Source organism: Klenkia taihuensis (genome assembly GCF_900112525.1).
Taxonomy (GTDB): Bacteria; Actinomycetota; Actinomycetes; order Mycobacteriales; family Geodermatophilaceae; genus Klenkia; species Klenkia taihuensis.
In genome coordinates, this window is record NZ_FOMD01000003.1 from 395,190 (window position 1) to 418,956 (window position 23,767).

At 75.1% G+C, this 23,767-nt stretch carries 28 protein-coding genes and 1 riboswitch; of the genes, 20 read left to right on the forward strand and 8 right to left on the reverse strand.

The window, feature by feature from the left end:
• Positions 1-6: 6 nt before the first annotated feature.
• From BM158_RS13950 to BM158_RS13975, 6 genes are all read left to right on the forward strand, one after another.
• Complete coding sequence (locus tag BM158_RS13950) at positions 7-534, forward strand: DUF1360 domain-containing protein (protein WP_091559989.1); 528 nt, start codon at positions 7-9, stop codon at positions 532-534.
• A 74-nt stretch (positions 535-608) separates the two neighbouring features.
• Entirely contained in the window at positions 609-1,529 is a 921-nt protein-coding gene (gene ku, locus BM158_RS13955) for a non-homologous end joining protein Ku (RefSeq protein ID WP_091559992.1), read from the forward strand.
• A gap of 4 nt (positions 1,530-1,533) precedes the next feature.
• Positions 1,534-2,481 carry a non-homologous end-joining DNA ligase gene (gene ligD, locus BM158_RS13960; protein ID WP_229827407.1) on the forward strand — a complete coding sequence of 316 codons (948 nt, stop codon included), beginning with the start codon at positions 1,534-1,536 and terminating at the stop codon, positions 2,479-2,481.
• Complete coding sequence (gene ligD, locus BM158_RS13965; RefSeq protein ID WP_165628934.1) at positions 2,478-3,362, forward strand: non-homologous end-joining DNA ligase; 885 nt, start codon at positions 2,478-2,480, stop codon at positions 3,360-3,362. The genes ligD (BM158_RS13960) and ligD (BM158_RS13965) overlap by 4 nt, the downstream gene beginning before the upstream one ends.
• Positions 3,363-3,385: 23 nt before the next feature.
• On the forward strand, positions 3,386-4,243 hold the full coding sequence (gene purU / locus BM158_RS13970) for a formyltetrahydrofolate deformylase (protein WP_191328516.1): 858 nt from the start codon (positions 3,386-3,388) through the stop codon (positions 4,241-4,243).
• A 118-nt stretch (positions 4,244-4,361) separates the two neighbouring features.
• Positions 4,362-5,639 (forward strand): MFS transporter, encoded by a 1,278-nt coding sequence (locus BM158_RS13975; protein ID WP_091559996.1) that lies wholly within the window; start codon positions 4,362-4,364, stop codon positions 5,637-5,639.
• Here BM158_RS13975 and BM158_RS13980 read toward each other — a convergent pair.
• Entirely contained in the window at positions 5,636-6,562 is a 927-nt protein-coding gene (locus BM158_RS13980) for a proteasome assembly chaperone family protein (protein WP_207506575.1), read from the reverse strand. The two genes, BM158_RS13975 and BM158_RS13980, sit on opposite strands and share 4 nt — an antisense overlap.
• A 111-nt stretch (positions 6,563-6,673) precedes the next feature.
• On the opposite strand from BM158_RS13980, the gene BM158_RS13985 reads away from it, so the two are divergent.
• Positions 6,674-6,922, forward strand: coding sequence for a DUF3253 domain-containing protein (locus BM158_RS13985; RefSeq protein ID WP_091560002.1), 249 nt, complete (start codon positions 6,674-6,676; stop codon positions 6,920-6,922).
• On the opposite strand, the gene BM158_RS13990 is transcribed toward BM158_RS13985, so the two are convergent.
• Positions 6,900-8,225, reverse strand: a complete 1,326-nt coding sequence (locus BM158_RS13990) for an AI-2E family transporter (RefSeq protein ID WP_091560006.1) — start codon at positions 8,223-8,225, stop codon at positions 6,900-6,902. The genes BM158_RS13985 and BM158_RS13990 overlap by 23 nt on opposite strands.
• Before the next feature lie 105 nt (positions 8,226-8,330).
• Here BM158_RS13990 and BM158_RS13995 point away from each other — a divergent pair, with 105 nt between their 5' ends.
• The 3 genes from BM158_RS13995 to BM158_RS14005 are packed head-to-tail and all read left to right on the forward strand — an operon-like array spanning position 8,331 to position 10,018.
• The gene (locus tag BM158_RS13995; protein ID WP_091560010.1) at positions 8,331-8,798 is read left to right on the forward strand and encodes a PPOX class F420-dependent oxidoreductase; all 468 of its coding nucleotides are present in this window, start codon (positions 8,331-8,333) and stop codon (positions 8,796-8,798) included.
• Positions 8,799-8,837: 39 nt separating this feature from the next.
• Entirely contained in the window at positions 8,838-9,434 is a 597-nt protein-coding gene (locus BM158_RS14000; RefSeq protein WP_091560013.1) for a hypothetical protein, read from the forward strand.
• Positions 9,431-10,018: a hypothetical protein gene (locus BM158_RS14005; RefSeq protein WP_165628935.1), complete on the forward strand. Its 588-nt coding sequence runs from the start codon at positions 9,431-9,433 to the stop codon at positions 10,016-10,018. Before BM158_RS14000 ends, BM158_RS14005 begins: the two co-directional genes overlap by 4 nt.
• On the opposite strand, the gene BM158_RS14010 is transcribed toward BM158_RS14005, so the two are convergent.
• Positions 10,015-11,559, reverse strand: a complete 1,545-nt coding sequence (locus BM158_RS14010; protein ID WP_091560021.1) for a helix-turn-helix domain-containing protein — start codon at positions 11,557-11,559, stop codon at positions 10,015-10,017. The two genes, BM158_RS14005 and BM158_RS14010, sit on opposite strands and share 4 nt — an antisense overlap.
• Positions 11,560-11,617: 58 nt before the next feature.
• On the opposite strand from BM158_RS14010, the gene BM158_RS14015 reads away from it, so the two are divergent.
• From BM158_RS14015 to BM158_RS14025, 4 genes are read left to right on the forward strand one after another with little or no spacing between them, the layout of a single operon-like run.
• Positions 11,618-12,139: a hypothetical protein gene (locus BM158_RS14015; RefSeq protein ID WP_091560025.1), complete on the forward strand. Its 522-nt coding sequence runs from the start codon at positions 11,618-11,620 to the stop codon at positions 12,137-12,139.
• A gap of 51 nt (positions 12,140-12,190) precedes the next feature.
• Positions 12,191-12,943 carry a dienelactone hydrolase family protein gene (locus BM158_RS22080; RefSeq protein WP_207506576.1) on the forward strand — a complete coding sequence of 251 codons (753 nt, stop codon included), beginning with the start codon at positions 12,191-12,193 and terminating at the stop codon, positions 12,941-12,943.
• Complete coding sequence (locus BM158_RS14020; RefSeq protein ID WP_207506577.1) at positions 12,940-13,746, forward strand: pentapeptide repeat-containing protein; 807 nt, start codon at positions 12,940-12,942, stop codon at positions 13,744-13,746. Before BM158_RS22080 ends, BM158_RS14020 begins: the two co-directional genes overlap by 4 nt.
• On the forward strand, positions 13,743-14,207 hold the full coding sequence (locus BM158_RS14025; RefSeq protein ID WP_091560037.1) for a WapI family immunity protein: 465 nt from the start codon (positions 13,743-13,745) through the stop codon (positions 14,205-14,207). Before BM158_RS14020 ends, BM158_RS14025 begins: the two co-directional genes overlap by 4 nt.
• A gap of 3 nt (positions 14,208-14,210) precedes the next feature.
• Here BM158_RS14025 and BM158_RS14030 read toward each other — a convergent pair whose 3' ends face one another.
• Genes BM158_RS14030 through BM158_RS14040 form a run of 3 tightly spaced genes read right to left on the reverse strand, consistent with a single transcriptional unit; the run spans position 14,211 to position 15,569 of the window.
• Positions 14,211-14,660 (reverse strand): hypothetical protein, encoded by a 450-nt coding sequence (locus BM158_RS14030; RefSeq protein WP_091560043.1) that lies wholly within the window; start codon positions 14,658-14,660, stop codon positions 14,211-14,213.
• A complete protein-coding gene (locus BM158_RS14035; RefSeq protein ID WP_091560047.1) occupies positions 14,657-14,875 on the reverse strand; it encodes a hypothetical protein in 219 nt (72 codons plus the stop codon). Before BM158_RS14035 ends, BM158_RS14030 begins: the two co-directional genes overlap by 4 nt.
• Before the next feature lie 40 nt (positions 14,876-14,915).
• Positions 14,916-15,569 (reverse strand): polyamine aminopropyltransferase, encoded by a 654-nt coding sequence (locus BM158_RS14040; protein ID WP_207506578.1) that lies wholly within the window; start codon positions 15,567-15,569, stop codon positions 14,916-14,918.
• A gap of 127 nt (positions 15,570-15,696) precedes the next feature.
• Between BM158_RS14040 and BM158_RS14045 the strand changes: the two genes are divergently transcribed.
• The 6 genes from BM158_RS14045 (at position 15,697) to BM158_RS14070 (ending at position 21,250) form a co-directional block, all read left to right on the forward strand.
• Entirely contained in the window at positions 15,697-16,872 is a 1,176-nt protein-coding gene (locus tag BM158_RS14045) for an LCP family protein (protein WP_131802047.1), read from the forward strand.
• 40 nt (positions 16,873-16,912) lie between these two features.
• Positions 16,913-18,220, forward strand: a complete 1,308-nt coding sequence (locus BM158_RS14050; protein ID WP_091560055.1) for an MFS transporter — start codon at positions 16,913-16,915, stop codon at positions 18,218-18,220.
• The gene (locus BM158_RS14055) at positions 18,217-18,849 is read left to right on the forward strand and encodes a class I SAM-dependent methyltransferase (protein ID WP_229827406.1); all 633 of its coding nucleotides are present in this window, start codon (positions 18,217-18,219) and stop codon (positions 18,847-18,849) included. Before BM158_RS14050 ends, BM158_RS14055 begins: the two co-directional genes overlap by 4 nt.
• 159 nt (positions 18,850-19,008) lie before the next feature.
• Positions 19,009-19,111: riboswitch (cyclic di-AMP (ydaO/yuaA leader) on the forward strand.
• A gap of 63 nt (positions 19,112-19,174) precedes the next feature.
• Positions 19,175-19,948, forward strand: a complete 774-nt coding sequence (locus BM158_RS21815) for an aggregation-promoting factor C-terminal-like domain-containing protein (protein ID WP_165628936.1) — start codon at positions 19,175-19,177, stop codon at positions 19,946-19,948.
• 36 nt (positions 19,949-19,984) lie between these two features.
• Positions 19,985-20,539 (forward strand): type 1 glutamine amidotransferase domain-containing protein, encoded by a 555-nt coding sequence (locus BM158_RS14065; RefSeq protein ID WP_091560058.1) that lies wholly within the window; start codon positions 19,985-19,987, stop codon positions 20,537-20,539.
• 111 nt (positions 20,540-20,650) lie between these two features.
• Complete coding sequence (locus BM158_RS14070) at positions 20,651-21,250, forward strand: YceI family protein (RefSeq protein WP_091560061.1); 600 nt, start codon at positions 20,651-20,653, stop codon at positions 21,248-21,250.
• Positions 21,251-21,306: 56 nt separating this feature from the next.
• Here BM158_RS14070 and BM158_RS14075 read toward each other — a convergent pair whose 3' ends face one another.
• Entirely contained in the window at positions 21,307-22,455 is a 1,149-nt protein-coding gene (locus BM158_RS14075; RefSeq protein ID WP_091560065.1) for an acyl-CoA dehydrogenase family protein, read from the reverse strand.
• Between the two features lie 4 nt (positions 22,456-22,459).
• A complete protein-coding gene (locus BM158_RS14080; RefSeq protein WP_091560068.1) occupies positions 22,460-23,638 on the reverse strand; it encodes an acyl-CoA dehydrogenase family protein in 1,179 nt (392 codons plus the stop codon).
• Positions 23,639-23,767: the final 129 nt, after the last annotated feature.

The window sequence follows — 23,767 nt, forward strand, 5'->3', positions numbered from 1 at the left end:
CGCCCCATGTCGGTCACCGAGAAGGTCGGGTCCTGGGCCCGGAGCCAGCAGGAGCAGTACGCGCACGGGGAGCAGCGGCCCCTGGGCGGGCTGCTGGGCGCCATGGGCGTCTACGGCGCCCTCACCGCGGCCGGGGCGGCGGCGCTGCGGGCCTCGGGCAGACCGCTGCCCGACCGGATCCCGCTCGGCGACGCACTAATGCTGACCGTCGGCACCTTCCGGCTGGCCCGCACGGTGGCCAAGGACCCGGTCACCAGCCCGCTGCGCGCCCCGTTCACCCGCTACGAGGGCACCTCCGGCGAGGCCGAGGTCGCCGAGGGGATCCGCGAGCACGGCGGGTGGAAGCACGCGGTGGGCGAGCTGGTCACCTGCCCGTTCTGCCTGGCCCAGTGGATCGGCACCGGCTTCGTGCTGTCCTACGTGGCCGCGCCGCGCGCCACCCGGCTGGCCGGCCTGGTCATGACGATCGTGGCCGGCGCCGACGTCGGGCAGTTCGCCTACGACAAGCTGCAGTCGGACGCGACCGACTCGTAGGGGGTGGAGCGCGGGTGCGCTGCAGGCACCCGCGCCCCTAGGCTGATCTTGACAACCAGCGGAGAGGGACGGGCATGCGGTCGATCTGGAAGGGCGCGGTCTCCTTCGGGCTGGTCTCGATCGCGGTGAAGCTGTACTCGGCGACCGAGGACCACGACGTCAAGTTCCACCAGGTGCACAAGACCGACGGCGGCCGCGTCAAGTACCGCCGTGTCTGCTCGGTCGACGGCGAGGAGATCGAGTACCGCGACATCGCCAAGGGCTTCGAGCTGCCCAACGGCGAGCTGGTCGTCCTCACCGACGCCGACATGGACGAGCTCCCCCTGGGCAGCACGCACGAGATCGAGGTGCTGCAGTTCGTCGAGCAGTCCGAGATCGACCCGATCCACTTCGAGAAGACCTACTACCTGGAGCCCGAGGGCAGCGCGACCCGGCCCTACGTCCTGCTGCGCACCGCGCTGGAGAACGCCGGCCAGGTCGCGATCACCAAGATCGCGATTCGGCAGCGGGAGTCCCTGGCCGCGCTGCGGGTCCGCGACGGCGTGCTGGTGCTGCACACCATGCGCTGGCCCGACGAGATCCGGGCGCCGGAGTTCGGGTTCCTCGACGAGGACGTCGCCGCCAAGCCCGCCGAGCTGAAGATGGCCGAGTCCCTCATCGCCACCATGAGCGGCTCCTTCGACCCGTCGGCCTTCACCGACGACTACAAGGAGGCGATGGCGGCGCTGCTGGAGGCCAAGCAGGCCGGCGGCGACGTCGTACGGCCCGAGGAGGCCGAGGACGACGAGGACGACGGCTCGGTGGTCGACCTGATGAGCGCGCTGCGGCGCAGCGTGGAGAAGGCCGGCGGGAAGTCCGGCGACGACGAGGCCCCGGAGGGGAAGGCGCCCGCGAAGAAGGCGCCGGCGAAGAAGGCCCCGGCGAAGAGGGCGGCGGCGAAGGCGACCCCCGCGAAGAAGGCCCCGGCCAAGAAGGCCGCGAGCAAGTCCGCCTGAAGTGGTGGACGAGTCGACCCGGCCGATGCTCGCCGTCGCCGGGGAGCTGCCCCGGGACGAGACCGGCTGGGCGTTCGAGTTCAAGTGGGACGGCGTCCGGGTGCTGGCCCACGTCCGCGACGGCGCGGTGCGGCTGCGTGCCCGCAGCGGCACCGACGTCACCGAGCGCTACCCCGAGCTGGCTGCGCTGCCGCCGTCCCTGGCCGGGCGGGACGCCGTGCTGGACGGCGAGGTGGTCGCCCTCGACGCGCAGGGCCGGCCCGACTTCGGGCTGCTGCAGCAGCGCATGCACCTGACCGGCCCCGAGGTCGCCCGCACCGCCCGCCGGGTGCCGGTCAGCTACTTCGTGTTCGACCTGCTGGAGCTCGACGGCCGGTCGCTGCTGGCCTGCAGCTACGCCGAGCGCCGCGCACTGCTCGACGAGCTGGCGCCGGCCGCCCGGCGGTGGACCCCCACGCCCTGGTTCCCCGCCGACGGCGCCGGCGTGCGCGCGGCCAGCGTCGAGCACGGCCTGGAGGGCGTGGTGGCCAAGCGGCTGGCCTCGCCCTACCGCCCCGGCGGCCGGGGCCCGGAGTGGCTCAAGGTCAAGAACGTGCAGCACCAGACCGTCGTCGTCGGCGGGTGGCGGCCGGGCAACGGCCGGCGGGCCGGCGGCATCGGGTCGCTGCTGGTGGGCGTCCGGGAGGACGGCGGGCTGCGCTACGCCGGGCGGGTGGGCACCGGGTTCACCGACCGCATGCTGGCCCAGCTGGCCCGGGGCGTCACCGGCCGGACGACGTCGCCCTTCGCCGGGGTGGTGCCGCCCGACGTCGTCCGGGAGGCGCACTGGGTGGAGCCCGAGCTGGTGGGGGAGGTGGTGTTCGCCGGCTGGACCGGCGACGGCCACCTGCGCCACCCCGCCTGGCGCGGCCTGCGCGACGACGTCCCCGCCGCCGACGCGGTGCCCGAGTGAGCCGGCAGCGGGTGGCGATCGGCGGGCGGCAGCTCGAGGTCTCCAACCTGGACAAGGTGCTCTTCCCCGAGGTGGGGTTCACCAAGGCGCAGGTCATCCAGTACTACGTGCAGGTCGCGCCGGTGCTGCTGCCGCACCTGGCCGGCCGGCCGGTCACCTTCACCCGCTGGCCGCACGGCGTCGAGGGCGCGTCCTTCTTCGAGAAGAACAACGCCCGGCACGCCCCGTCCTGGGTGCGGCACGTGGTGGTGCCCGCGCCGGGGTCGACCAAGGACCGCGAGGTGCTGGACATGGTGCTGCTCACCGACGTCCCCGACCTCGCGTGGTCGGCCAACCTGGCCGCGCTGGAGCTGCACGTGCCGCAGTGGCGGGTCGACGACGACGGCGCGCCGCAGCTGCCCGACCTGCTGGTCCTCGACCTCGACCCCGGACCGGGCACCGGGGTGGCCGAGTGCGCGGTGCTGGCCCACCGGCTGCGCGAGCGGCTGGTGGACGACGGGCTGGACCCGGTGGTCAAGACCTCGGGGTCCAAGGGCCTGCAGGTCTACGCACCCATCCGCTGCACCGACCCCGACCACCCCTCCCGCTACGCCAAGGCGCTGGCCCAGGCGCTCACCGAGGAGACCCCCGACGAGGTGGTCTGGCGGATGGAGAAGGTGCTGCGGCCGGGCAAGGTGCTCGTCGACTGGAGCCAGAACAACACCGCCAAGACCACCGTCGCGCCCTACTCCCTGCGTGCCCGGGCCGGTGCCACGGTCTCCACCCCGGTGGCCTGGGAGGAGCTGGACGGCCCGCTGGTCTTCGACACCGACGACGTGCTGGCGCGCATCGAGGAGCACGGCGACCTGTTCGCCACCGGGGAGCCCGCCGACCTGCCCTGACGCGTCTGGGATCATCCCTCCCCGTGTCCCTGAGCAACACCGGCCGGCTGGTCGTCCGCTGTCCCGACCGCCCCGGCATCGTCGCCGTCCTGTCCCGGCTGATGGCCGACGCCGGCGCCAACATCACCGACTCCCAGCAGCACAGCTCCGACCCCTCGGGCGGCACGTTCACGCTGCGCCTGGAGTTCGTGCTCGACGACCTGGCCGGCCGCCGCGCCGGCCTGGAGGAGCAGCTGGGCGCGCTGGCCGCCGAGTGGGGCATGACCTGGCGGCTCGCCCTGGCCGACCACCGGCCCCGGCTGGCGGTGTTCGTGTCCAGGACCGACCACGTGCTGCAGGAGCTGCTCTACCGGGTGTCGGCCGGCGACCTGCGCGCCGAGATCGCGGTGGTCATCTCCAACCACCCCGACCTCGAGCCCGTCGCCGCCGCCCACGGCATCCCGTTCCACCACGTGCCGGTCACCCCCGGCACCAAGGCCGAGGCCGAGGCCCGGGCGCTGGAGCTGGTGGGCGACTGCGACCTGGTGGTGCTGGCCCGCTACATGCAGATCGTGTCGCCGGAGTTCTGCGCGCGGTTCCCGGAGCGGCTGATCAACATCCACCACTCGTTCCTGCCGGCCTTCGTCGGCGCCAACCCCTACCAGGCCGCCGCCGACCGCGGCGTGAAGCTGATCGGGGCCACCGCGCACTACGTGACCGCCGAGCTCGACGCCGGCCCGATCATCGAGCAGGAGGTCGCCCGCATCGACCACCGCGCCACGGTGGAGGACATGCGCCGGGTCGGCCGCTACGTCGAGCGGCAGGTCCTCGCCCAGGCCGTGACCTGGCACGTGGAGGACCGGGTCATCGTCGACGGCGCCAAGACCATCGTCTTCGCTTGAGGAAGGACCCCCTCGCCCCCCACGTCGCGCTCCGCACGACGCGGGACCCTGCGAGGGGGCCGTGACTCGGGTTCGGCCGTAGGTTCACGACGTCGATCCGACGTCCCGGAGGTCCGCCGTGCCCAGCTATGCCCGCACCGACCGACCGGCAGCGGCCCGTGCCGCGGGGTGGGTGGCCCCGCTGTGCTGGGTCGCCGTCGTCCTCGACGGCTTCGACCTCGTCGTCGTCGGCACCGTCGTCCCCACCCTGCTGACCCCGGCGGGCTTCTCGCTGTCGGGCAGCGGGGCCACCGCGGTGGTCACCGCCGGCCTGGTCGGCATGACCATCGGCGCCCTGTCGCTCGGCGCGCTGACCGACGTGCTGGGTCGCCGCCGGGTGCTCATCGGTGCCGTGACGGCGTTCTCGCTGCTCACCCTGGCCTGCGCGGCTGCGCCGAACGCCTGGGTGTTCGGCGGGTTGCGCTTCCTCGCCGGTGTCGGGCTGGGCGGCGCGCTGCCGACGGCGATCGCGCTGGTCAACGAGTTCAGCAACCGCGCCGGCCGGGCCACCACGACCGTGATGACCGGCTACCACGTCGGCGCCGTGGCCACCGCCGCGCTGGCGATCGTGGTCGTGGAGCCGCTGGGCTGGCGGTGGATGTTCGTCATCGGCGCGCTGCCCGCCGTCGTCCTGGTGCCGCTGATGCTGCGGCACCTGCCGGAGTCGCCGGGCTACCTGGTGGCCCACGGGCGCCGCGCGGAGGCCGAGCAGGTCGCGGCTGCCTACGGGCTGCACCTCGAGCCGGCCGACGCCGCCCCGGAGCCCACCTCGGCCGGCGCCACGCTGCGCACCCTGTTCTCGCCCGGGTACCTGCGCACCACCCTGGCGATCGCGGTGACCTCGTTCATGGGCCTGCTGCTGGTGTACGGCCTCAACAGCTGGCTGCCGACGATCATGCGGGAGGCCGGCTACGACCTGGGCGCGGCGCTGGCCTTCCTGCTGGTGCTCAACCTGGGCGCCATCGCCGGCCTGCTCGTCGCCGGGCAGGTCGCCGACCGGGTCGGCGCGCGCCGCGCCGGGATGGCCTGGTTCGCCGCCGGGGCGCTCTTCCTGGCCCTGCTGTCCATCCGGCTGCCGCTGGCCGGCATCTACGTCATGGTCTTCCTGACCGGCTGCTTCGTGTTCAGCGCGCAGGTGCTCGTGTACGCCTTCACCAGCGCGAACCACCCGCCGCACGTGCGGGCGACCGCGCTGGGCTGGTCGGCCGGCGTGGGGCGGGTGGGCGCCATCAGCGGCCCGCTGCTGACCGGCGGGCTGCTGACCGCCGGGCTGGCGTTCCCGTGGGGCTTCTACCTCTTCGCCGCCGTCGGTGCAGTGGGCGCGCTGGCGTTCGCCATCACGCGCGGGCGGGGCTAGTCGGCGCGCCGGTCCTGCTCGGCGAGGAAGGCCTCGATCTGGTCGGCCATCTCGTCGCCGGAGGGCAGCTGACCGGAGTCGCCGAGCAGGCCGGTGCCCTCGCGGGCCGCGGCGAAGTCGTCGAACTGCCGCTCGAGCTGGGCGACCACGGCGGTGTTCTCCTCCGACCGGCCGATCTGCTCGTCGATGTCGGTGCGGTTGGTCCGCGCCGCCTCCTCGAGGGTCTCGGTCGGCAGGTGCAGGCCGGTGAGCGAGGACAGGTGCTCCAGCAGCGTCAGCGACGCCGCCGGGAAGGCGGCCGAGGCCAGGTAGTGCGGCACGTGCGCGGCCACGCCCAGCGCGTCGACCCCGGCCTCGCCGGCCCGCAGCTCCAGCAGCGCGCCGGCGCTGCCCGGGATGCGCATCTCGCCCCAGTAGACGGGGTAGCTGGCGATCAGCTCGCGGCGGGTGGCGTGCGCGGTGACCGTGACCGGGCGGGTGTGCGGCACCGGCATCGGGATGGCCTGCAGCATCACCACGCGGGTCACGCCGAGGGTCTCCACCAGGCCCAGGACGGCGGCGGTGAACTGCTCCCAGGCGAAGTCGGGCTCGGTGCCGTGCAGCAGCAGGAACGGGGTGCCGCCGTCGTCGTCGACGGCGTAGAGGGTGATCTCGGGGGCGGCGAAGGACTCGTAGTGGTCGCCGGAGAAGGTGATCCGGGGCCGGTGGCCGCGGTAGTCGACCAGCGCGTCGGCGTCGAAGCGGGCGACCACCTCGTGCGGCAGGCTGGCCAGCAGGTGCGCACCGGCCAGCGCGCCGGCGTGCGCGGCGTCGAACTCGCCGGCCAGGTCGTGCACGAGCACGAGCTCGTCGGCGGCGGTGCGCTCGACCAGCCGCTCGTGGGCGGGCAGCAGCTCGACGAGGTCCTCGGGGCGTCGGGGCACGGTGGGTCCTCCTGGTGGTCCATCGGTCGAGGAGTGCAGCCCCGCCGGCCGGTCGGGCATTCCCATCGTCCCCCCGTGGCGGGGTCGGTGCCCGCCGCGCACCCTGGTGGCGTGGCCGTTGCGCAGGACCTGGAGCGTCGGATCGAGGAGCTGCTGGACGCGCGGGCCCCGACGTCCTCGATCTGCCCCTCCGACGCCGCCCGCGCGCACGACCCCGACGGCTGGCGCGACCTGATGGACGACGCCCGCGCCGCGGCCGGCCGGCTGGCCGCCGCCGGCCGGGTCGAGGTGACCCAGCGCGGGGAGGTGGTCGACGTGGCCACCGCCCGCGGCCCGGTCAGGATCCGGCGGCCCCGCTGACGCCGTCGGGGGCGCTGCGGGTCAGCCGGGCGCCGTCGTGGTCGCCGACCAGGACCGGCACGCGGCCCTCGTCGTCGGCCTCGGGGCGGCGCCCGTCGAGCAGGTCGCGGGCGTAGCGGTAGAAGACCGCCAGCAGCGCGGCCACCGGCACCGACAGGAAGGCGCCGATGATGCCGGCCAGGCTGGACCCGGCGGTGACGGCGAGGATGACCACGCCGGCGTGCAGCTTGAGGCCGCGGCCCTGCAGGATCGGCTGCAGCACGTTGCCCTCGACCTGCTGCACGACCACCACGATCGCCAGCACCCACAGCGCGGTGCCGAAGCCGTTGCTGACCAGCGCGATGAGCACCGCGAAGCCCCCGGCGACGAAGGCACCGATGATCGGCACGAACGCGGCGAAGAACGTGATGACGGCCAGCGGCAGCACCAGGGGCACACCGAGGACCAGCAGCCCGAGGCCGATGCCGACCGCGTCGATGGCACCGACGAGGGCCTGCTGGCGGATGAACTCCGACAGCGTGCGCCAGCTGCGGTGCGACAGCTCGGCCACGTGGGGGGCGGCCCGCGGGCCGGTCTGCGCGGCCAGCCACGGCAGGAACCGCGGGCCGTCCTTGAGGAAGAAGAAGGTGAGCACCAGGGCCAGCACGAGGTTGACCACGCCGGTGCCGATCGCGCTGGCGCCGGTCAGCGCGAGGCCGGCGATGTCCCCGGCGCTGGACTGCAGCTGGTTGATGGCCTGGTCGACGTAGGTGCCGATCTCCTCGCTGCCCAGGTTGAACGGCGGGCCCGACAGCCAGTCCTGCACGCTCTCCAGGCCGGAGCTGACGCCGTCGGAGAGGTCGTCGACCTGCTGCACCACCGACGGGGCGATGGCGGCGAAGATGCCGACCACGGCGGCCACGAAGAGCACCACGGTGGCGATGGCGGCCAGGGCCGGGGGGAAGCGGAACCGGCGCAGCAGCCGGGCCAGCGGCCACATGACGGTGGAGAACAGCAGCCCGAGGACCACCGGCAGCAGCACCGAGGACCACAGCAGGCCCAGCACGTAGCCGATCACCACCACCGCGCCGGTCACCAGCAGCAGCCGCCAGGAGAAGGTGGCCAGCACCCGGGACGCGGCGGCGAGCTTGGGGCCGCGGTCGGCCGAGGGCGCCGGGGCCGACGTCACCGCGGCCGGCCGGCCGGACTCGTCGTGGAAGTCCGCGGGCGGGTGCTGGTCGCCCGGCTGCCCGTCGGCGGGGCGCGCGGCGTCGGTCCGCTCGTCGGCGGGGCGGCCGGCGGCGTCCTCGGGGGTGTCGGCCATGCCGTGATCAGAGCACAGACCGGGTTCCGGCACCGGGCGGACCCACCCGGGCGGGGGGATAGCGCCCGGACGGCGGACGTCGGACCCCCGTCGTAGCGTCGCGCCATGCCGAAGACCGCCACCGCCGACCGGGTCGACCGCGACGGGCTGCTGGAGTTCCTGCGCCCCCGCCACAAGGCCCTGCTCATGACCCGCCGCAGCGACGGCGAGCCGCAGATCTCCCCGGTCAGCTGCGGGGTCGACGCGCAGGGCCGCGTGGTCATCAGCACCTACCCGCAGCGGGCCAAGACGAGGAACGCGCGCCGCGACGAGCGGGTCACCGTGGTGGTGCTCTCCGACGACTTCGACGGCCCGTGGGTGCAGGTCGACGGCACCGCCGAGGTGCTCGACCTGCCCGAGTCGGTGGAGCCGCTGGTGGAGTACTTCCGGTCGATCAGCGGCGAGCACCCCGACTGGGACGAGTACCGCGAGGCCATGCGCCGGCAGGGCAAGTCGCTGATCCGGGTCACCCCGCAGCGCTGGGGCCCGGTCGCGACCGGCGGTTTCCCGCCCGAGCTGGCCGACAAGGACTGAGGCTTGCGCTCGGCGTAGGCAAGGCGTCATGCTTGCTGGGTGCCGTTCGTGCTGACCGTCGACCAGCAGGGCAGCCGCCGCGGGGCCGACCGGGTCGCGGGCGCGCTGGACCTGCTGTCCGGGGTGCCCGTGGTGCTGCGCTTCGAACGCACCGCCGGCGACGAGTTCCAGGGGGTCCTCGACCGGCCGGCGGCGGTGGTCGACGCGGTGGTGCGGCTGGTGCGGGCCGGGGGCTGGAGCGTGGGCGTCGGCGCCGGCCCGGTGCAGCTCCCGCTGCCCGACTCCACCCGGGCCGCCGCCGGGCCCGCCTTCGTGGCCGCCCGCCGCGCGGTCGACACCGCCAAGCACCGGCCGGTGCGGCTGGCGGTGCAGGGCGCCGACGAGGAGGCCGCCGCCGACGCGCAGGCCACCGCCACCGTGCTCGCCCTGCTGCTCCAGCGGCGCAGCCCCCAGGCGTGGGAGGCCATCGACCTGGTCGCCGCGGGCGCCACCCAGGCCGAGGCCGCCGCGGAGCTCGGCGTCAGCCGGCAGGCGGTGGGGCAGCGGCTGGCCGCGGCCGCCTGGGAGGCCGAGCAGGACCTGCACCCGGTGCTGGCCCGGCTGCTCGCCCGCGCCGAGGGCGGTTCCCGGCCGTGAGCGTGGTGACGCTGGCGCTGCTGGCCCTGGTCGCGGCCGGCGGGGCGCTGCTGGTGCGCGGGGCCGAGACCCGGCGGGTGCCGCGCGGCCGACAGCTCGTCGGCGGGGGCGGGGCGGCCCGGGGGCGGGGGCCGCTCGGGGCGCTGGTGCTCGTCGTCCTGCTGGCCGGCGCCGCGGCCACGGCCTGGGCCGGCGACCCGGCCACGCCGTGGCTGCGCTCGGCCGTCGCGGTCGCCGCCGTGGCCGCGGCCGCGCTGGGCGGCGGGCCGGTGGTCACCGCCGTCCTCGCCGCTGCCGACCCCACGCGGGCGGTCTCCGCGCTGGGCGCGTCGACCCCGGGCATCGCCGACCCCGACGTGCTGCGCGGAGGCGCCTGGATCGGCGTGCTGGAGCGGCTGGCCCTGGCCGCCACGCTGCTGGCCGGGTGGCCCGAGGGCGTGCCGGTGGTGCTGGCGGTCAAGGGCCTGGGCCGGTTCCAGGCGCTCAAGGAGACCCCGGCGGCCGAGCGGTTCATCGTCGGCACCCTGGCCAGCGTGCTGTGGGCCGCCGGCTGCGCCGGCGCCGCCGTCCTCGTCCGGGTCTAGTCGGTGAAGACCTCGATGCGGGCGCCCATCTCGACCAGCCGCTCGTAGAGCTGCTCGTAGCCGCGGGCGATGATGTCGACGTTGCGCAGCACCGAGGTGCCCTTGCAGGCCAGCATCGCCAGCAGGATGCAGACCGCGGGGCGCAGCGCCGGCGGGCAGACGATCTCCGCCGCCGACCAGTGCGTCGGCCCGGTCACGAGCACCCGGTGCGGGTCCAGCAGCCGGACGTCGGCACCCAGCCGGGTCAGGTCGGACAGGTGGATCGCCCGGTTGTCGTAGACCCAGTCGTGGATGAGCGTGCCGCCCGACGCGCTGGCCGCGATGACGGTGAAGAACGGCAGGTTGTCGATGTTGAGCCCCGGGAAGGGCATCGGGTGCACCTTGTCGATCGGTGCGCCGAGGTCCGAGGGGTGGATGGTGATGTCCACCAGCCGGGTGCGGCCGTTGTCGGCGGCGTACTCCGGCGACAGGTCGTAGCGCAGCCCCATCTCGCCCAGGATCGCCAGCTCGATCTCCAGGAACTCGATGGGCGCGCGGCGGACGGTGAGCTCCGAGCCGGTGACGATGCCGGCGGTGAGCAGGCTCATCGCCTCGACCGGGTCCTCGCTGGGGGTGTAGTCGACGTCGGCGTCGAGCTCGGCGACGCCGTGCACCACCAGCGTGGTGGTGCCGAAGCCGTCGATCCGCACGCCCAGCAGCTCCAGGTACAGGCACAGGTCCTGGACCATGTAGTTCGGGCTGGCGTTGCGGATGGTGGTGCGCCCGGGGTGCCGGGCGGCGGCCAGCAGCGCGTTCTCGGTCACGGTGTCGCCGCGCTCGGTCAGCACGATGGTGCGGTCGGCGGACCCGGGGCGGTCGACCCGGGCGTGGTACTCCCCGGCGTGCGCCTCGATCTCCAGGCCGAAGGGCCGCAGCGCGATCATGTGCGGCTCGACGGTGCGGGTGCCCAGGTCGCACCCACCGGCGTAGGGCAGCTCGAAGGTGGCCTCCCGGTGCAGCAGCGGCCCCAGGAACATGATGATGCTGCGGGTGCGCCGGGCGGCGTCGGCGTCGATGCCGGCCAGGTCGAGCTCGTCGGGCACCACGATGGTCAGGTCGCGGCCCGCGTCGTCCCAGGTGGCCCGCACGCCGATCGAGCGCAGCACGTCGAGGATGCGCTCGACCTCCACGATCCGGGCGACGTTGCGCAGCGTGGTCGTGCCGCGGTTGAGCAGCGAGGCGCACAGCAGCGCGACGGCGGCGTTCTTGCTGCTCTTGACGGTGACCGAGCCCGACAGCGGGGTCCCGCCGGTGACCCGCAGGTGGGTGGGGCCGGCCTTGCCGACGGTGATCAGCTCGCTGTCCAGCGCCGCGGACAGCCGGCCCAGCAGCTCCAGGGTGAGGTTCTGCGCGCCCTGCTCGATGCGGGCGATGGCGCTCTGGCTGGTGCCCAGCCGCTCGGCGAGCTGGGTCTGCGTCAGGCCGTGGTGCCGGCGGGCGTCGCGGACCAGAGTGCCGATCTGGCGCAGGGACTGACCGGTGGCTTCTTCGGTGAGGGACATCGCCGCACACGGTATCTCAGATGTGAGATGACTGCGGTCGGCGCCGGCGCACCCCAGGATGGGCGCCGTGGACCCCGACCAGCTGCGCATCTACTGCAACGACCACCTCGCCGCGTCCGCCGGGGGCCTCGGCCTGGTGCGCCGGATGCTCGCCCACCACTCCGACGACCAGTGGGCCCAGCCGCTGCGCGGGCTGCACGCGGAGCTGCGGGAGGAGCGGGCCGCCCTCGAGCGGACCATGGCCGCGCTGGGGCTGCCCGCCAGCCGGGTCAAGCAGCTGCTGGTGGCGGTGGCCGAGAAGGTGTCCCGGCTCAAGCCCGACGGCCGCCTCGGCCGGGGGCCGTTGAGCACCGTGGTGGAGTTCGAGTTCCTCAGCGGAGCCGTGCTGCTCAAGCGGGCCGGCTTCGAGACCCTGCTGGGCCTGTCCGAGGTCGACCGGCGCATCGACGCCCGGGAGATGGAGCGGCTGGTGGACCAGGCCGACCGGCAGCACCGCTGGCTGGCCGACGCCCGCCGGGAGCACGCGGCGGCCACCTTCGGCGGGCGGCCCGAGCGGCAGGACGACGCCTCGGACACCTGAGCCCGGACCCGGGGCCGAGCGCCCGCCGCGGCGCGGGGGTAGGAACGGCGCATGTGCCACGACCACGACAGCCGCCCGCCCGCCGCGCCGCGCCCCGCCGGTGACGTCGCCGAGCGCGGCACCCTCAGCATTCCCGCCGCCGACGGCACGGTCGTCGGCGCGGCCTACGCCGCCCCGGCCGCGCCCGCCCGGGCCGGCGTCGTCGTGCTGCCCGACGTGCGCGGGCTGCACCCCTACTACGTCGCCCTCGCCGAGCGGTTCGCCGAGGCCGGCGTGCCGGCCCTGGCCGTCGACTGGTTCGGCCGCACCGCGGGCGTGCCCGCCACCGGCACCCGCGAGGAGGACTTCGACTGGCAGGCGCACGTGCCGCAGCTGACCGACGCCGGCGTGGACACCGACGTTGCCGCCGCGGTGGCCTACCTGCGGGACCGCACCTCGCCGGACCTGCCCGTGGTCACCGTCGGGTTCTGCCTCGGCGGCAGCCACTCCTGGCGGCTGGCCGGCGGGACGGTCGACCTGGCCGGGTGCGCCGGGTTCTACGGGCGTCCCTCCCTGGTCGGCGACGCCGCCGACCGCGCCTCCCGGCCGGTGACGATGCTCGTCGCCGGCGCCGACGCCGCCACCCCGGTCGCCGACCAGCAGGCCCTCGCCGACCGGATGCGGGCGGCCGGCGCCGACGTCGACGTGGCGGTGTACGACGGCGCCCCGCACTCGTTCTTCGACCGCAGCTCCGCCGAGTGGGAGCAGGCCTGCACCGACGCCTGGGAGCACGTGCTGGCGCTGCTCGACCGCGTGGCCCGGTGACCGTCGCCGACCCCCTGCAGGCGGACTGCGGCCGGTGCGCCGGGCTGTGCTGCACCGTGCCGTCCTTCTCCCGCGGCGCCGACTTCGCCCTCGACAAGCCGGCGGAGACCGCCTGCCCGAACCTGGGGGACGACGACCGCTGCGGCATCCACCCCGTGCTGCGGGAGCGCGGGTTCCCCGGCTGCGTGGTCTACGACTGCTTCGGCGCGGGGCAGCACGTCACCCAGCGCACGTGGCCGGGGCTCGACCGCGGCGACCGGGTGGTGCTGCACCAGGTGGCCACGGTGTTCCCGGTCGTGCGGGCGCTGCAGGAGCTGCGCTGGCTGGTGCGTGCGGCCCGGGCGCTGGACCTGCCCGCCGACCTCGCCGCCGACCTCGCCGCGGCCGAGGCCGAGCTCGCCGCCCGGGTGGACGGCGGGGTGGAGGAGCTGCGCGAGCAGCCGGTGGACGCCGTCCGCGCGCAGGTGAACGGGCTGCTGACCCGGGCCGGCGCGCACGCCCGCCGCGGGGTGCGGCGGCCCCGGGAGCTGCGCGGCGCGGACCTGGCCGGGGCCGACCTGCGCGGGGCCGACCTGCGCGGGGCGCTGCTGCGGGGCGCGGTGCTGCTGGGCGCCGACCTGTCGCGCGCGGACCTGCGGCTGGCCGACCTGACCGGCGCCGACGTCCGCGGTGCCCGGCTGCACGGGGCGGACCTGCGCGGGGCGCTGTTCCTCACCCGCGCCCAGCTCGAGGCCGCGGCCGGGGACGCCGCCACCCGGCTCGACGACGGCGTGCACCGGCCGGCGCACTGGGGCGCACCGTGAGGCTGGAGTCGGCCGACGGCGCGCTGGTCGACCTGCGGGTGCTGCGCCGGCAGGTGCTCGAGGCGCGGGCGGTGGAGCTGGACCGACCTGACTGGGTGCAGACCCTGCTGGTGGTGCGCGGCGAGGTGCGCACGGCCGACGGGCGGCACTGGGTGTTCCGCGAGCCGTGCCTGGGCCCGTGGGACGGCATGCGGCTGGCGTCGTGGCTGCGGGCGGTCGCCGACCGGCCGGGCGGGCTGATCGGGGAGGGGCTGGTGTTCACCGAGCCCGCGCTGTCCTGGGTGCTCGACGACGCCCGCGCGGACCGCCGGCTGCTGCGGGTGCACCTGTCGGGCCCGGCCGCGTGGACCGACCCGGTGACCGGGCAGGCGCGCGGGGGTGGGGTGCCGCTGGACGTGGGCACCGCCGCCCTCACCGCCGCGGCCGACGAGTGGGCCGCGGCGGTGGGGGACAGCGGGTAGCGGTCAGCGCCGCCGGCGGAGGACGACGGCGGCCAGCACCGCCGCCAGGCCGAGGCCCAGCGCTCGCCGGGCGCCGCGGGAGGCGGTCACCCCCGCGGTGACGGTGGCCGCCACCGTCCGCGGCGACCCGGGCCGGACGGCGGCCGACCCGGTGAGCAGCCGGCCCAGCGGCGAGGAGACCCCCGCGCCGAGCTCGGCCACGCGCCCGCTCGGCCCGGTGACGTCGACGTGCAGACCACGCTCGGCCAGGGCGCTGCCCAGGTCACCGAGCACGGACGGCCCGCGGGACACCGTCGGCCCCACGGGCCAGGGCAGCGCCGCCGCGGAGCGCCACAGCGCCCACGGGTCGGCGGTGGTGACGGTCAGCCGGTCGCCGTCCCCGGTGAGCCGGGCGGTGAGGCCGTCGGCCTGCAGGGTCAGGTCGGCCTGGACGGCGAGGCGGCCGGTGCTCACCCCTGCGAGACGCCCTCGGCGGTGGTGATGCGCAGCGTGCCGTTGAGCTTCCAGGTCGCGCGGGGGGCGTCGGGGCCGATCTCGCGCGGGACCTCGACGGACATGTCGACGAACTCGTAGTTGATGGCGGCGCCCTTGCCGGTGAGGTAGGACCACATCTCCTTGCCCAGGTCGGCGAAGGTGCGGGTCTCGGTGGTGGTGTCGGGAGAGGTCATGCACCCCACCTGTCCGCCCGCGCGGGGTGTGAAACGTCGTTTACGCCGTCGATCGCCGGGCGAGCAGGACGGCGTACTCGAACACCCGTCCCTCCCGCTCGACCGGCAGCACCAGCTGCTCGGCGTCGGTGACCCCGGGCAGGGCGGCGAGCCGACCGAGCAGGGCCGGCGACGGGTCGGCCGACCAGATCGCCAGGACCCCGCCCGGGCGCAGGGCCCCCAGGGCCCGGGCCAGACCGCGCGCGCCGTACAGACCCGCGTTCGACCCGTGCACGAGGAAGTCCGGCCCGTTGTCGACGTCGAGCAGCACCACGTCGTAGCGGCCGGGCAGGAAGGCCGCGGCGACGTCGCCGGCCTGCAGGTCGAGGCGCGGGTCGGTGGTGCTCGGCAGGCCGGGCAGCAGCCCCTCGGCCGCCCACCCCAGCAGCGCGTCCTCCAGCTCGACGACGACCACCTCGGCCACGCCGGGGGAGCGCAGCACCGCCGCGGTCGTCCAGCCCAGCCCGAGGCCGCCCACGAGCACCGACAGGTCGGCGCCCTCGACCCGGGCCAGCGCCTCGGTGGCCAGCGCGCGCTCGGTGGAGGTGTCCACGTCGTCCATGGCGAACACGCCGTCGACGACCAGCTCGGTGACCACCGCGCCGTCGTCGTCCGTGCGCCGCCACAGCGCCACCTCGCCGTTCGGTCCGCTCACCCGGCCCAGCTCCGTCCGCACGGCCACGATCCTGCCCGGCACCGGCGTGCAGCGGACCCCCCGCCCGGTCCCAGCCCGGTCACAGCCCGGCCGGGGACGGTCGAGGTGTGCGCAGGGAGGGACGGCGGTGACCGGGATCCACCCGCGGAGCCTGCCGGCCCGAGTGGACCCGCGGGCCCGCCGGACCTCCCGCCTGCTGCTGGCGGTGCGGGCGGTCGCGGTGCTGACCAGCGCCGCGGTGCTGGCCGGCAGCGGCTGGGGCTGGCACCTGCTCGGGGTGGCCGAGGCCAGCGTGCACCGCGGCGACGGCGTGCCGACCAGCGGCAACACCGACGTCAGCGGCGCCGCGCACGCCGGTCGGGCGATGAACCTGCTGCTGGTGGGCATGGACTCCCGTGCCGGCCTGAGCGACGCGCAGGAGGACGCCAACTCGACCGGGGGCTCGGACGGCGAGCTCGACACCGACACGATGATCCTGGTGCACGTCCCGGCCGACGGGTCGGGCGCCTCCTTCGTCTCGCTGCCCCGCGACACCTACGTCGAGATCCCCGGCCACGGCGAGGGCAAGCTGAACAGCGCCTACGCGGACGCCCACCACGCCGCCGACGGGGACGCGCAGGCCGAGGACGCCGCCGGGATGGGCCTGCTGGTGCAGACCGTCAGCCGGTTCACCGGCCTGCAGATCGACCACTGGGCCGAGCTGGACCTGGCCGGGTTCCTGCAGCTGAGCAGCATCGTCGGCGGTGTGCAGGTCGACCTGTGCCGGGCCACCACCGACAGCTACTCGGGTGCCGCCTTCCCGGCCGGGGTGCAGACCATCGAGCCCGACCAGGCGCTGTCCTTCGTCCGGCAGCGGCACGGGCTGCCCCAGGGCGACGTCGACCGCACCATCCGCCAGCAGGTGTACATCGCCGGCGTGCTGCGCGACCTGCTCTCCGCCGACGTGCTCCTGGACCCCGCTCAGCAGCAGCGCATCGTCGCCCGGGTCGGCGACAGCGTGACCCTGGACCGCGGGCTGGACGTCGGCGACCTGGTCGGTCAGCTCCAGGGGGTGCGCCCCGCCGACCTGACGTTCCAGACCGTGCCCGGCCTGGTGAACGCCCGGGTGCACGGCGCCGACGTCCTGCAGCCGCCGTCCGCCGACGCGGTGCACGCCTTCTTCGCCGACCTGGGTGCGCCCGCCGCCGCACCGTCCTCGGCACCGTCGTCGGCCGCCCCCGCGGCCTCGGCGGCGCCCGCACCGACCTCCGGGGACTACGACACGCCGCAGCGCACCGCCGGCGACACGAGCTGCATCGACTGAGCCGGGAACAACCGCCGGCCGCCGGGTGTCATCGTGGGGCGTGAACTCGCGCCGCGCCTACGTCGTCTGGGTGGTCGGGCTGATCGCCTACGGGGTGGCCGTCTTCCACCGCGGCTCCCTCGGCGTGGCCGCCACCGACGCCCAGGAGCGCTTCTCCGCCGGGGCGTCGGCGGTCAGCCTCTTCCTCGTCCTCCAACTGGCGGTCTACGCCGGGCTGCAGGTGCCCGTGGGCATCGCGCTGGACCGGTTCGGCTCCCGCGCGATGGTCGCCACCGGGGCGCTCACCATGGCCGCCGGTCAGCTGCTGCTCGCCCTCGCCACCGACGTGCCGACGGCGATCGTGGCCCGCGTCCTGGTCGGCGCCGGGGACGCGATGACCTTCATCAGCGTGCTGCGGGTGGTCACCCTCTGGTTCACCGGGCCCACCGTGCCGGTCATCACCCAGCTCACCGGCATCCTGGGCCAGCTGGGCCAGATCGCCGCGGCCTACCCGCTGGTGCTCGCGCTGCACCACACCTCCTGGACGGCCACGTTCACCGGCGCGGCCGCCCTCGGCGTGCTGGTCGCCGTCCTGGTGGTCGTCGCGCTGCGGGACGCACCCCCCGGCACCCCCGTCGCGCCGGTGGCCGGGTGGTCGGAGATCAAGCAGAACGTGGCCGGGGCCTGGCACGAGTCGGGCACCCGCATCGGGCTGTACACCCACCTGGTCACCCAGTTCTCCGGCACCGTCTTCGCCCTGCTGTGGGGCTACCCGTTCCTCGTGCTCGGCCAGGGCCTCTCCGCCGCGACCGCCGCCGGCCTGCTGACCCTGCTGGTGGTCGTCGGCATGGGCGTGGGGCCGGTCCTGGGCAAGCTGTGCGGCCGGTGGCCGCTGCGCCGCTCGGCGCTGGTGTTCGGCATCGCCGGGGCCACCGTGGCGGCCTGGACGGCGGTGCTGCTGTGGCCGGGCCGCGCGCCCCTGTGGCTGCTGGTGGTGCTCGTGCTGGTGCTGGCCACCAACGGCCCGGGCTCGATGATCGGCTTCGACTACGCCCGCACCTGGAACCCGGTGCACCGGCTCGGCAGCGCCACCGGGGTGGTCAACATCGGCGGGTTCGTCGCCTCCCTGCTCACCGTGCTCGCCGTCGGCGCGGTGCTCGACGCGCTGACCCCGGGCGCGTCCACCGCCTACGACCTCGGCGCGTTCAAGGCCGCGTTCGCCGTGCAGTACCTGTTCTGGGCGATCGGCCTGCTGGGGGTCTGGACGCACCGGCAGCGGCTGCGCGACCGGCTGGCCGGCGACGGGGTGGTGCTGACCCCGCTGTACAGCGCGGTGGTCAGCCGGGTCCGGCGGACCCGCGTCCGGTGAGCGTCCCCGAGGGCTTCTTCGCCCGGCACACCCGGCTCGTGCGGCCCCCGCTGGTGCCCGAGGTCGCGCTGCACCTGGCCGACGACGTCTCCGCCCTGTGGCAGGCCATGGAGGACGACGGCGGGGGAGCGGGCGACGCCTCCCCGTTCTGGGCCGCGGCGTGGGTGGGCGGGCAGGGCCTGGCCCGGCACGTGCTCGACCACCCCGACCTGGTCGCCGGGAAGACCGTGCTGGACCTGGGCTGCGGCAGCGGCCTGGTCGGCATCGCCGCCGCGCTCGCCGGGGCCCGCCGGGTGCTGGCCAGCGACGTCGACCCCTACGCGCTGGCCGTCGTCCCGCTCAACGCCGCGGCGTCGGGCGCCACCGGGGTGGAGCCGGTCGGCGACGTGCTGGACGCCGACCTGCCGGAGGTGGAGGTCGTACTCGCCGGCGACGTCTTCTACGACCTGCGGATGGCCGACCGGGTCCGTCCGTGGTTGTTCACCGCCTGGGTCCGCGGGGCCGTCGTCCTCGTCGGCGACCCCGGGCGCTCGCAGCTGCCGGAGGGGTTGCGCGAGGTGGCCGGCTACGACGTCCCGGACAGCGGGGTGGACGCCGCCCGCCGCACCACGGTGTGGCGACTGCCCTGAGGCGTACAACACCTGTGGAATTCGGGTGGGGCGGTTGTCATCTCGTGTGACCTGCTCGTAACGTGACCGCGTCCGGTCGGCCGAAGCTCCCGCAACGGGGGACCGTCCGGACGCCGTCGAGTCACCGCCGTGGGCAGCGTCGCCCGGGGCACCAGGTGAACCGGGGACCCACTGCAGCACCGGGGTGAATCCCGTCGGGACCGCACTGCGCGGCGACGACGGGTAGGGCTCCTTCCCGCCCGAACCCGTCAGCTAACCCGGTAGACGGTTGCACCGAGCCCGCGCGCGCGGACGGTGCACCGGAAGACAGGATCCGCACGCCCGCATGCCCGCTCGCCACACCGCACGCCCCGACGCCCCCGCGCAGGACGCCCCCGAGACCGCCGAGCAGGTCGTCGCCGCCGCCGCGCGCGGCCGCCACCGCCGTCCCGCCGCCTACCTGGCCGCCGCGGCCGTCGGCGCCGTCCTGGTCAACGTGCTGCTCAGCGCCGGCCCCGACGCGCAGGCCGAGCCCGCCGTCACCGCCGCCTCGCAGGCGGTCAGCGTCGCCGACCAGCTCGGCATCACCGCCCCGGCCGCCGACGGCACCCAGGTCACCAGCGAGCTGACCGGCCACCTGCAGGAGCTGGCCGCCAGCCGCGCCGAGCGCGAGGACTCCGAGGCCGCCGCCGCGCAGACCCAGGCCGCCGCCGACGAGGCCGCCCGCCAGGCGCAGGAGGCCGCCGCCGCGCAGGCCGCCGCCGAGGCCGAGGCCGCCGCCCAGGCGCAGGCCGCCGCCGAGGCCGAGGCCGCCGCGGCCAACGCCACCACCCAGGACTTCCACGACTACGCGCTGGCCCAGCTCGGCGGCGACGAGTCGCAGTTCTCCTGCCTGGAGAACCTGTGGGGCCGGGAGTCCGGCTGGGACCCCGACGCGCAGAACCCGACGTCGACCGCCTACGGCATCCCGCAGTTCCTGAACTCGACCTGGGCCGGCACCGGCATCGCCAAGACCTCCAACGGCTTCCGCCAGATCGATGCCGGGCTGATCTACCTGGAGAACCGCTACGGCTCCCCGTGCGGCGGCTGGGCGCACTCGCAGGCCACCGGCTGGTACTGAGTTTCGAGCCGCGCCGCCCCGGGGCACCGGGGCGGCATGGCTGAACTCACCGGCAAGACCATCGCGATCCTCGCCGCCAAGGGCGTGGAGCAGATCGAGCTCGACGAGCCCCGCAAGGCCGTGGAGGCCGCCGGCGCGACGGTGCACCTGATCTCGGTGCCCGACGGCGTCGAGGACGGCACCGTGCAGGGCGTCAACGGCGACATCCACCCGGGCGACACCTACCCCGTCGACCACCTGGTGGCCGACGTGTCGGCCGCCGACTACGACGGGCTGCTGCTGCCCGGCGGCGCGGTCAACCCCGACACCCTGCGCCAGGACGGCGACGCGCTGGCCTTCGTGACGGCCTTCTTCTCCGCCGACAAGCCGGTCGCGGCGATCTGCCACGCGCCGTGGACGCTGCTGGAGGCCGGCGTGCTCGAGGGCCGCACGGTGACCTCCTACCCGAGCATCCGCGGGGACCTGCGGCGCGGCGGCGCGACCGTCGTCGACGAGGAGGTCTGCCGCGACGGCAAGCTGATCACCAGCCGCAACCCGGACGACGTCCCGGCGTTCTCGGCGGCGGCGGTGGAGCTGTTCGCCGCGGGCTGAGCAGGGGCTGAGCGGGGCCCCGGCGACCGCTGCCGGGGCCCCGGCTGTGCACATCCGCACCGCGCACGTCAGAATCGAGCGGTTTGCACACCCCTGGGAGGACGGTCCACCGTGGCCAAGCACCGCGCCAGCCAGTCCGGCGAGACCGACTTCGACGACGCCACCACCGCGCTCGCCGACGTCAGCGGCGACTACGCCGTCGACGCCGCGCACACCCGCATCGGCTTCCGCGCCCGGCACGCGATGGTCACCACCGTCCGCGGCACGTTCGGCGAGTTCGAGGGCACCGCGCACCTGGACGTCGCGAACCCCGCGGCCAGCCGGGTGGAGCTGCGCATCGACGCCGGCAGCCTGGACACCGGCCAGCCCGACCGCGACGCGCACCTGCGCTCGGCCGACTTCCTCGACGTGGAGCAGTTCCCCGAGATCACCTTCGTCTCCACCGCCGTCGAGCAGGTCGACGACGACGAGTACACCGTCACCGGCGACGTCACCATCAAGGGGCAGACCCGCGAGGTGTCCATCGACTTCACCCTGACCGGCAGCGCGCTGGACCCCTTCGGCAACACCCGGGTCGGCTTCGAGGGCGCGCTCGCGCTCAAGCGCAGCCAGTGGGGTCTGGTGTGGAACGCCGCGCTGGAGACCGGCGGCGTGCTGGTCAGCGACAAGGTGCAGCTGGAGTTCGACGTCTCGGTCATCAAGCAGGTCTGACACGCACGAGGAGCCCCGGTCCGCAGTCGCGGACCGGGGCTCCTGGGTGCCGGGGGTCAGGCCGGCAGGGCCTCCACGTACGGGTGCGCGTCGACGGTCCGCGCCAGCCGGTCCGCCGCCCACGCGCCGTCGCCCAGCAGGTGGTCGATGGCGGTCAGCCGCGAGGTGTAGTGCCCGACGGAGTACTCGGCGGTGACGCCGATGCCGCCGTGCAGCTGGATGGCCTCCTTGCCGATGTGCCGGCCGGCCTTCGAGGTCTGCAGCCGGGCGCGGTCGGCGGCGGCGAGCACCTGCTCCGGGGTGGAGTCGGGTGCGTCGACGACCATCGTGGCCCACAGCGCGATGCTGCGGACCAGCTCCAGCGACACGTACATGTCCGCCGCGCGGAAGGTCAGCGCCTGGAACCGCGACAGCGGGACGCCGAACTGCTTGCGGGTCTTCAGGTACTCGCTGGTGGTGGTCAGCGCGGTCTCCATCGCCCCGACCGCCTCGTGCGCGTAGGCCACGGTCGCCCGGGCCAGCGCCAGCTCGATCGCCGCCGTCCGGTCGCCGGCGTCCTCGCCCAGCAGCTCCGCGGGGGTGCCGTCGAGGGTGACGCGCGCGGCGCGGGTGCCGTCGTGGGTGCGGTAGCCGTCGCGGGTCAGCCCGGTGGCGTCCCCGCGGACGACGAACAGGCCGGTGCCGCCCTCCACGGCTGCGCTGACGACCAGCACGTCGGCGCGGGCACCCGAGGGCACCGGCTCCTTGGTGCCCGACAGCGTCCAGCCGTCGCCGGAGCGGGTGGCGGTGACACCGGTGGCGGTGGGGGTCCAGCGGCTGCCCGGCTCGGCGTGCGCGAAGACCACCAGCGAGCTGCCCTCGGACAGCGCCCCGAGCAGCTGGGCGCGCTGCTCCGCGGTGCCGACGTCGGCGACCAGGCCGCCGGCCAGCACCACCGACTCGACGAACGGCTCGGGGGCGAGCACCCGGCCGACCTCGGTGGCCACCAGGGCGACCTCGGCGTGGCCGGCGCCCATGCCGCCGTCCTCCTCGGCGAAGGGCAGGCCCAGCACGCCCATCTCGGCCAGCTGGGACCAGACCTTCTCGTCGAAGCCCGGGTCCTCCTTGGTCACGGCGCGGCGCTTCTCGGGGTCGTAGGCGCGCTGCAGCAGGCCGGCCACGGCCTCGCGGAGGGCCTGCTGCTCGGTGTCGAAGGTGAAGTCCATCAGGTCACAACCCCAGGATCGTTCCGGCGATGATGGTGCGCTGCACTTCGTTGGATCCCCCGTAGATGGAGACCTTGCGGTAGTTCAGGTACTCGGGGGTGGCCGACCGGGCCCACTCGGGCACGTCCGTGGCGTCGTCGTCGGCGAAGGAGGCCAGCGACAGGGGGCCGGCGATGTCGACCAGCAGCTCGGTCGCGGCCTGCTGCAGCTCCGAACCGCGCAGCTTGAGCACCGAGGACGCCGGGTTCGGCTTGCCGTCGCTGGAGTTGGAGACCACGCGCAGCGCGGTGAGCTCCAGGGCGAGCAGCTCGTTCTCCAGCTCGGCGATGCGGGTGCGCATCGAGGGGTCCTCGATGAGCGGTCGCCCGCCGGAGCTCAGCCGGGCGGCGTGCTCCTTGGCGTCGGCGATCATCCGCTTGGTGGCGCCGACCCGGGCGATGCCCACGCGCTCGTTGCCGAGCAGGAACTTCGCGTAGTCCCAGCCGCGGTTCTCCTCGCCGATCAGGTTCTCGGCGGGCACCCGCACGTCCTCGAAGAAGACCTCGTTGACCTCGAAGCCGCCGTCGAGCAGCTCGATGGGCCGCAGCGTGACGCCGGGGGTGTCCATCGGGAAGACCAGCATCGAGATGCCGCGCTGCTTCTTCTCCGCGGTGGGGTCGGTGCGCACCAGGCAGAAGATCCAGTCGGCGTACTGGCCCAGCGTGGTCCAGGTCTTCTGGCCGTTGACCACCCAGTCGTCGCCATCGCGGACCGCGACGGTGCGCAGGCTGGCCAGGTCGGAGCCGGCGTCGGGCTCGGAGAACCCCTGGCACCACCAGATGTCGAGGTTCGCCGTCGCCGGCAGGAACCGCTCCTTCTGCTCCTGGTTGCCGAACGCGGCGATGACCGGGCCGATCATCGAGGCGTTGAACGCCAGCGGCTCGGGGACGGCGGCCAGCTGCATCTCCTCGCGCCAGATGTGGCGCTGCAGCGGCGTCCAGTCCCGGCCGCCCCACTCGGCGGGCCAGTGCGGCACGGCGAGGCCGGCGGCGTTGAGGATCCGCTGGGCCTCGACGTAGGACTCCTTGGAGACCTCGCGGTGCGCGGCGACGTCGTCGCGGATGGCCTGCGGGATCTTCGTGGTGAAGAACGTGCGCATCTCGTCCCGGAACGCCTGGTCCTCGGGCGACAGGTGCAACTGCATGGACGACCCTTCCTCCTCCGGTGGCGGCGTCGCGCACCGTGGCCCCGACGATCCCACACGGTCCTACTCACCGGTAACCGCGACCCTCGCCCCACCCGTGCGGGGGAAGTCGCCGCGTCCTGGCTCCAG

Coding starts and splice junctions, on each gene's coding strand:
- BM158_RS13950 (WP_091559989.1), top strand. CDS start 7: ATGTCGGTCACCGAGAAGGTCGGGTCCTGGGCCCGGAGCCAGCAGGAG.
- ku (WP_091559992.1), top strand. CDS start 609: ATGCGGTCGATCTGGAAGGGCGCGGTCTCCTTCGGGCTGGTCTCGATC.
- BM158_RS13990 (WP_091560006.1), bottom strand. CDS start 8,225: ATGGCCGACACCCCCGAGGACGCCGCCGGCCGCCCCGCCGACGAGCGG.
- BM158_RS13995 (WP_091560010.1), top strand. CDS start 8,331: ATGCCGAAGACCGCCACCGCCGACCGGGTCGACCGCGACGGGCTGCTG.
- BM158_RS14010 (WP_091560021.1), bottom strand. CDS start 11,559: ATGTCCCTCACCGAAGAAGCCACCGGTCAGTCCCTGCGCCAGATCGGC.
- BM158_RS14015 (WP_091560025.1), top strand. CDS start 11,618: ATGGGCGCCGTGGACCCCGACCAGCTGCGCATCTACTGCAACGACCAC.
- BM158_RS22080 (WP_207506576.1), top strand. CDS start 12,191: ATGTGCCACGACCACGACAGCCGCCCGCCCGCCGCGCCGCGCCCCGCC.
- BM158_RS14035 (WP_091560047.1), bottom strand. CDS start 14,875: ATGACCTCTCCCGACACCACCACCGAGACCCGCACCTTCGCCGACCTG.
- BM158_RS21815 (WP_165628936.1), top strand. CDS start 19,175: ATGCCCGCTCGCCACACCGCACGCCCCGACGCCCCCGCGCAGGACGCC.
- BM158_RS14065 (WP_091560058.1), top strand. CDS start 19,985: ATGGCTGAACTCACCGGCAAGACCATCGCGATCCTCGCCGCCAAGGGC.
- BM158_RS14075 (WP_091560065.1), bottom strand. CDS start 22,455: ATGGACTTCACCTTCGACACCGAGCAGCAGGCCCTCCGCGAGGCCGTG.
- BM158_RS14080 (WP_091560068.1), bottom strand. CDS start 23,638: ATGCAGTTGCACCTGTCGCCCGAGGACCAGGCGTTCCGGGACGAGATG.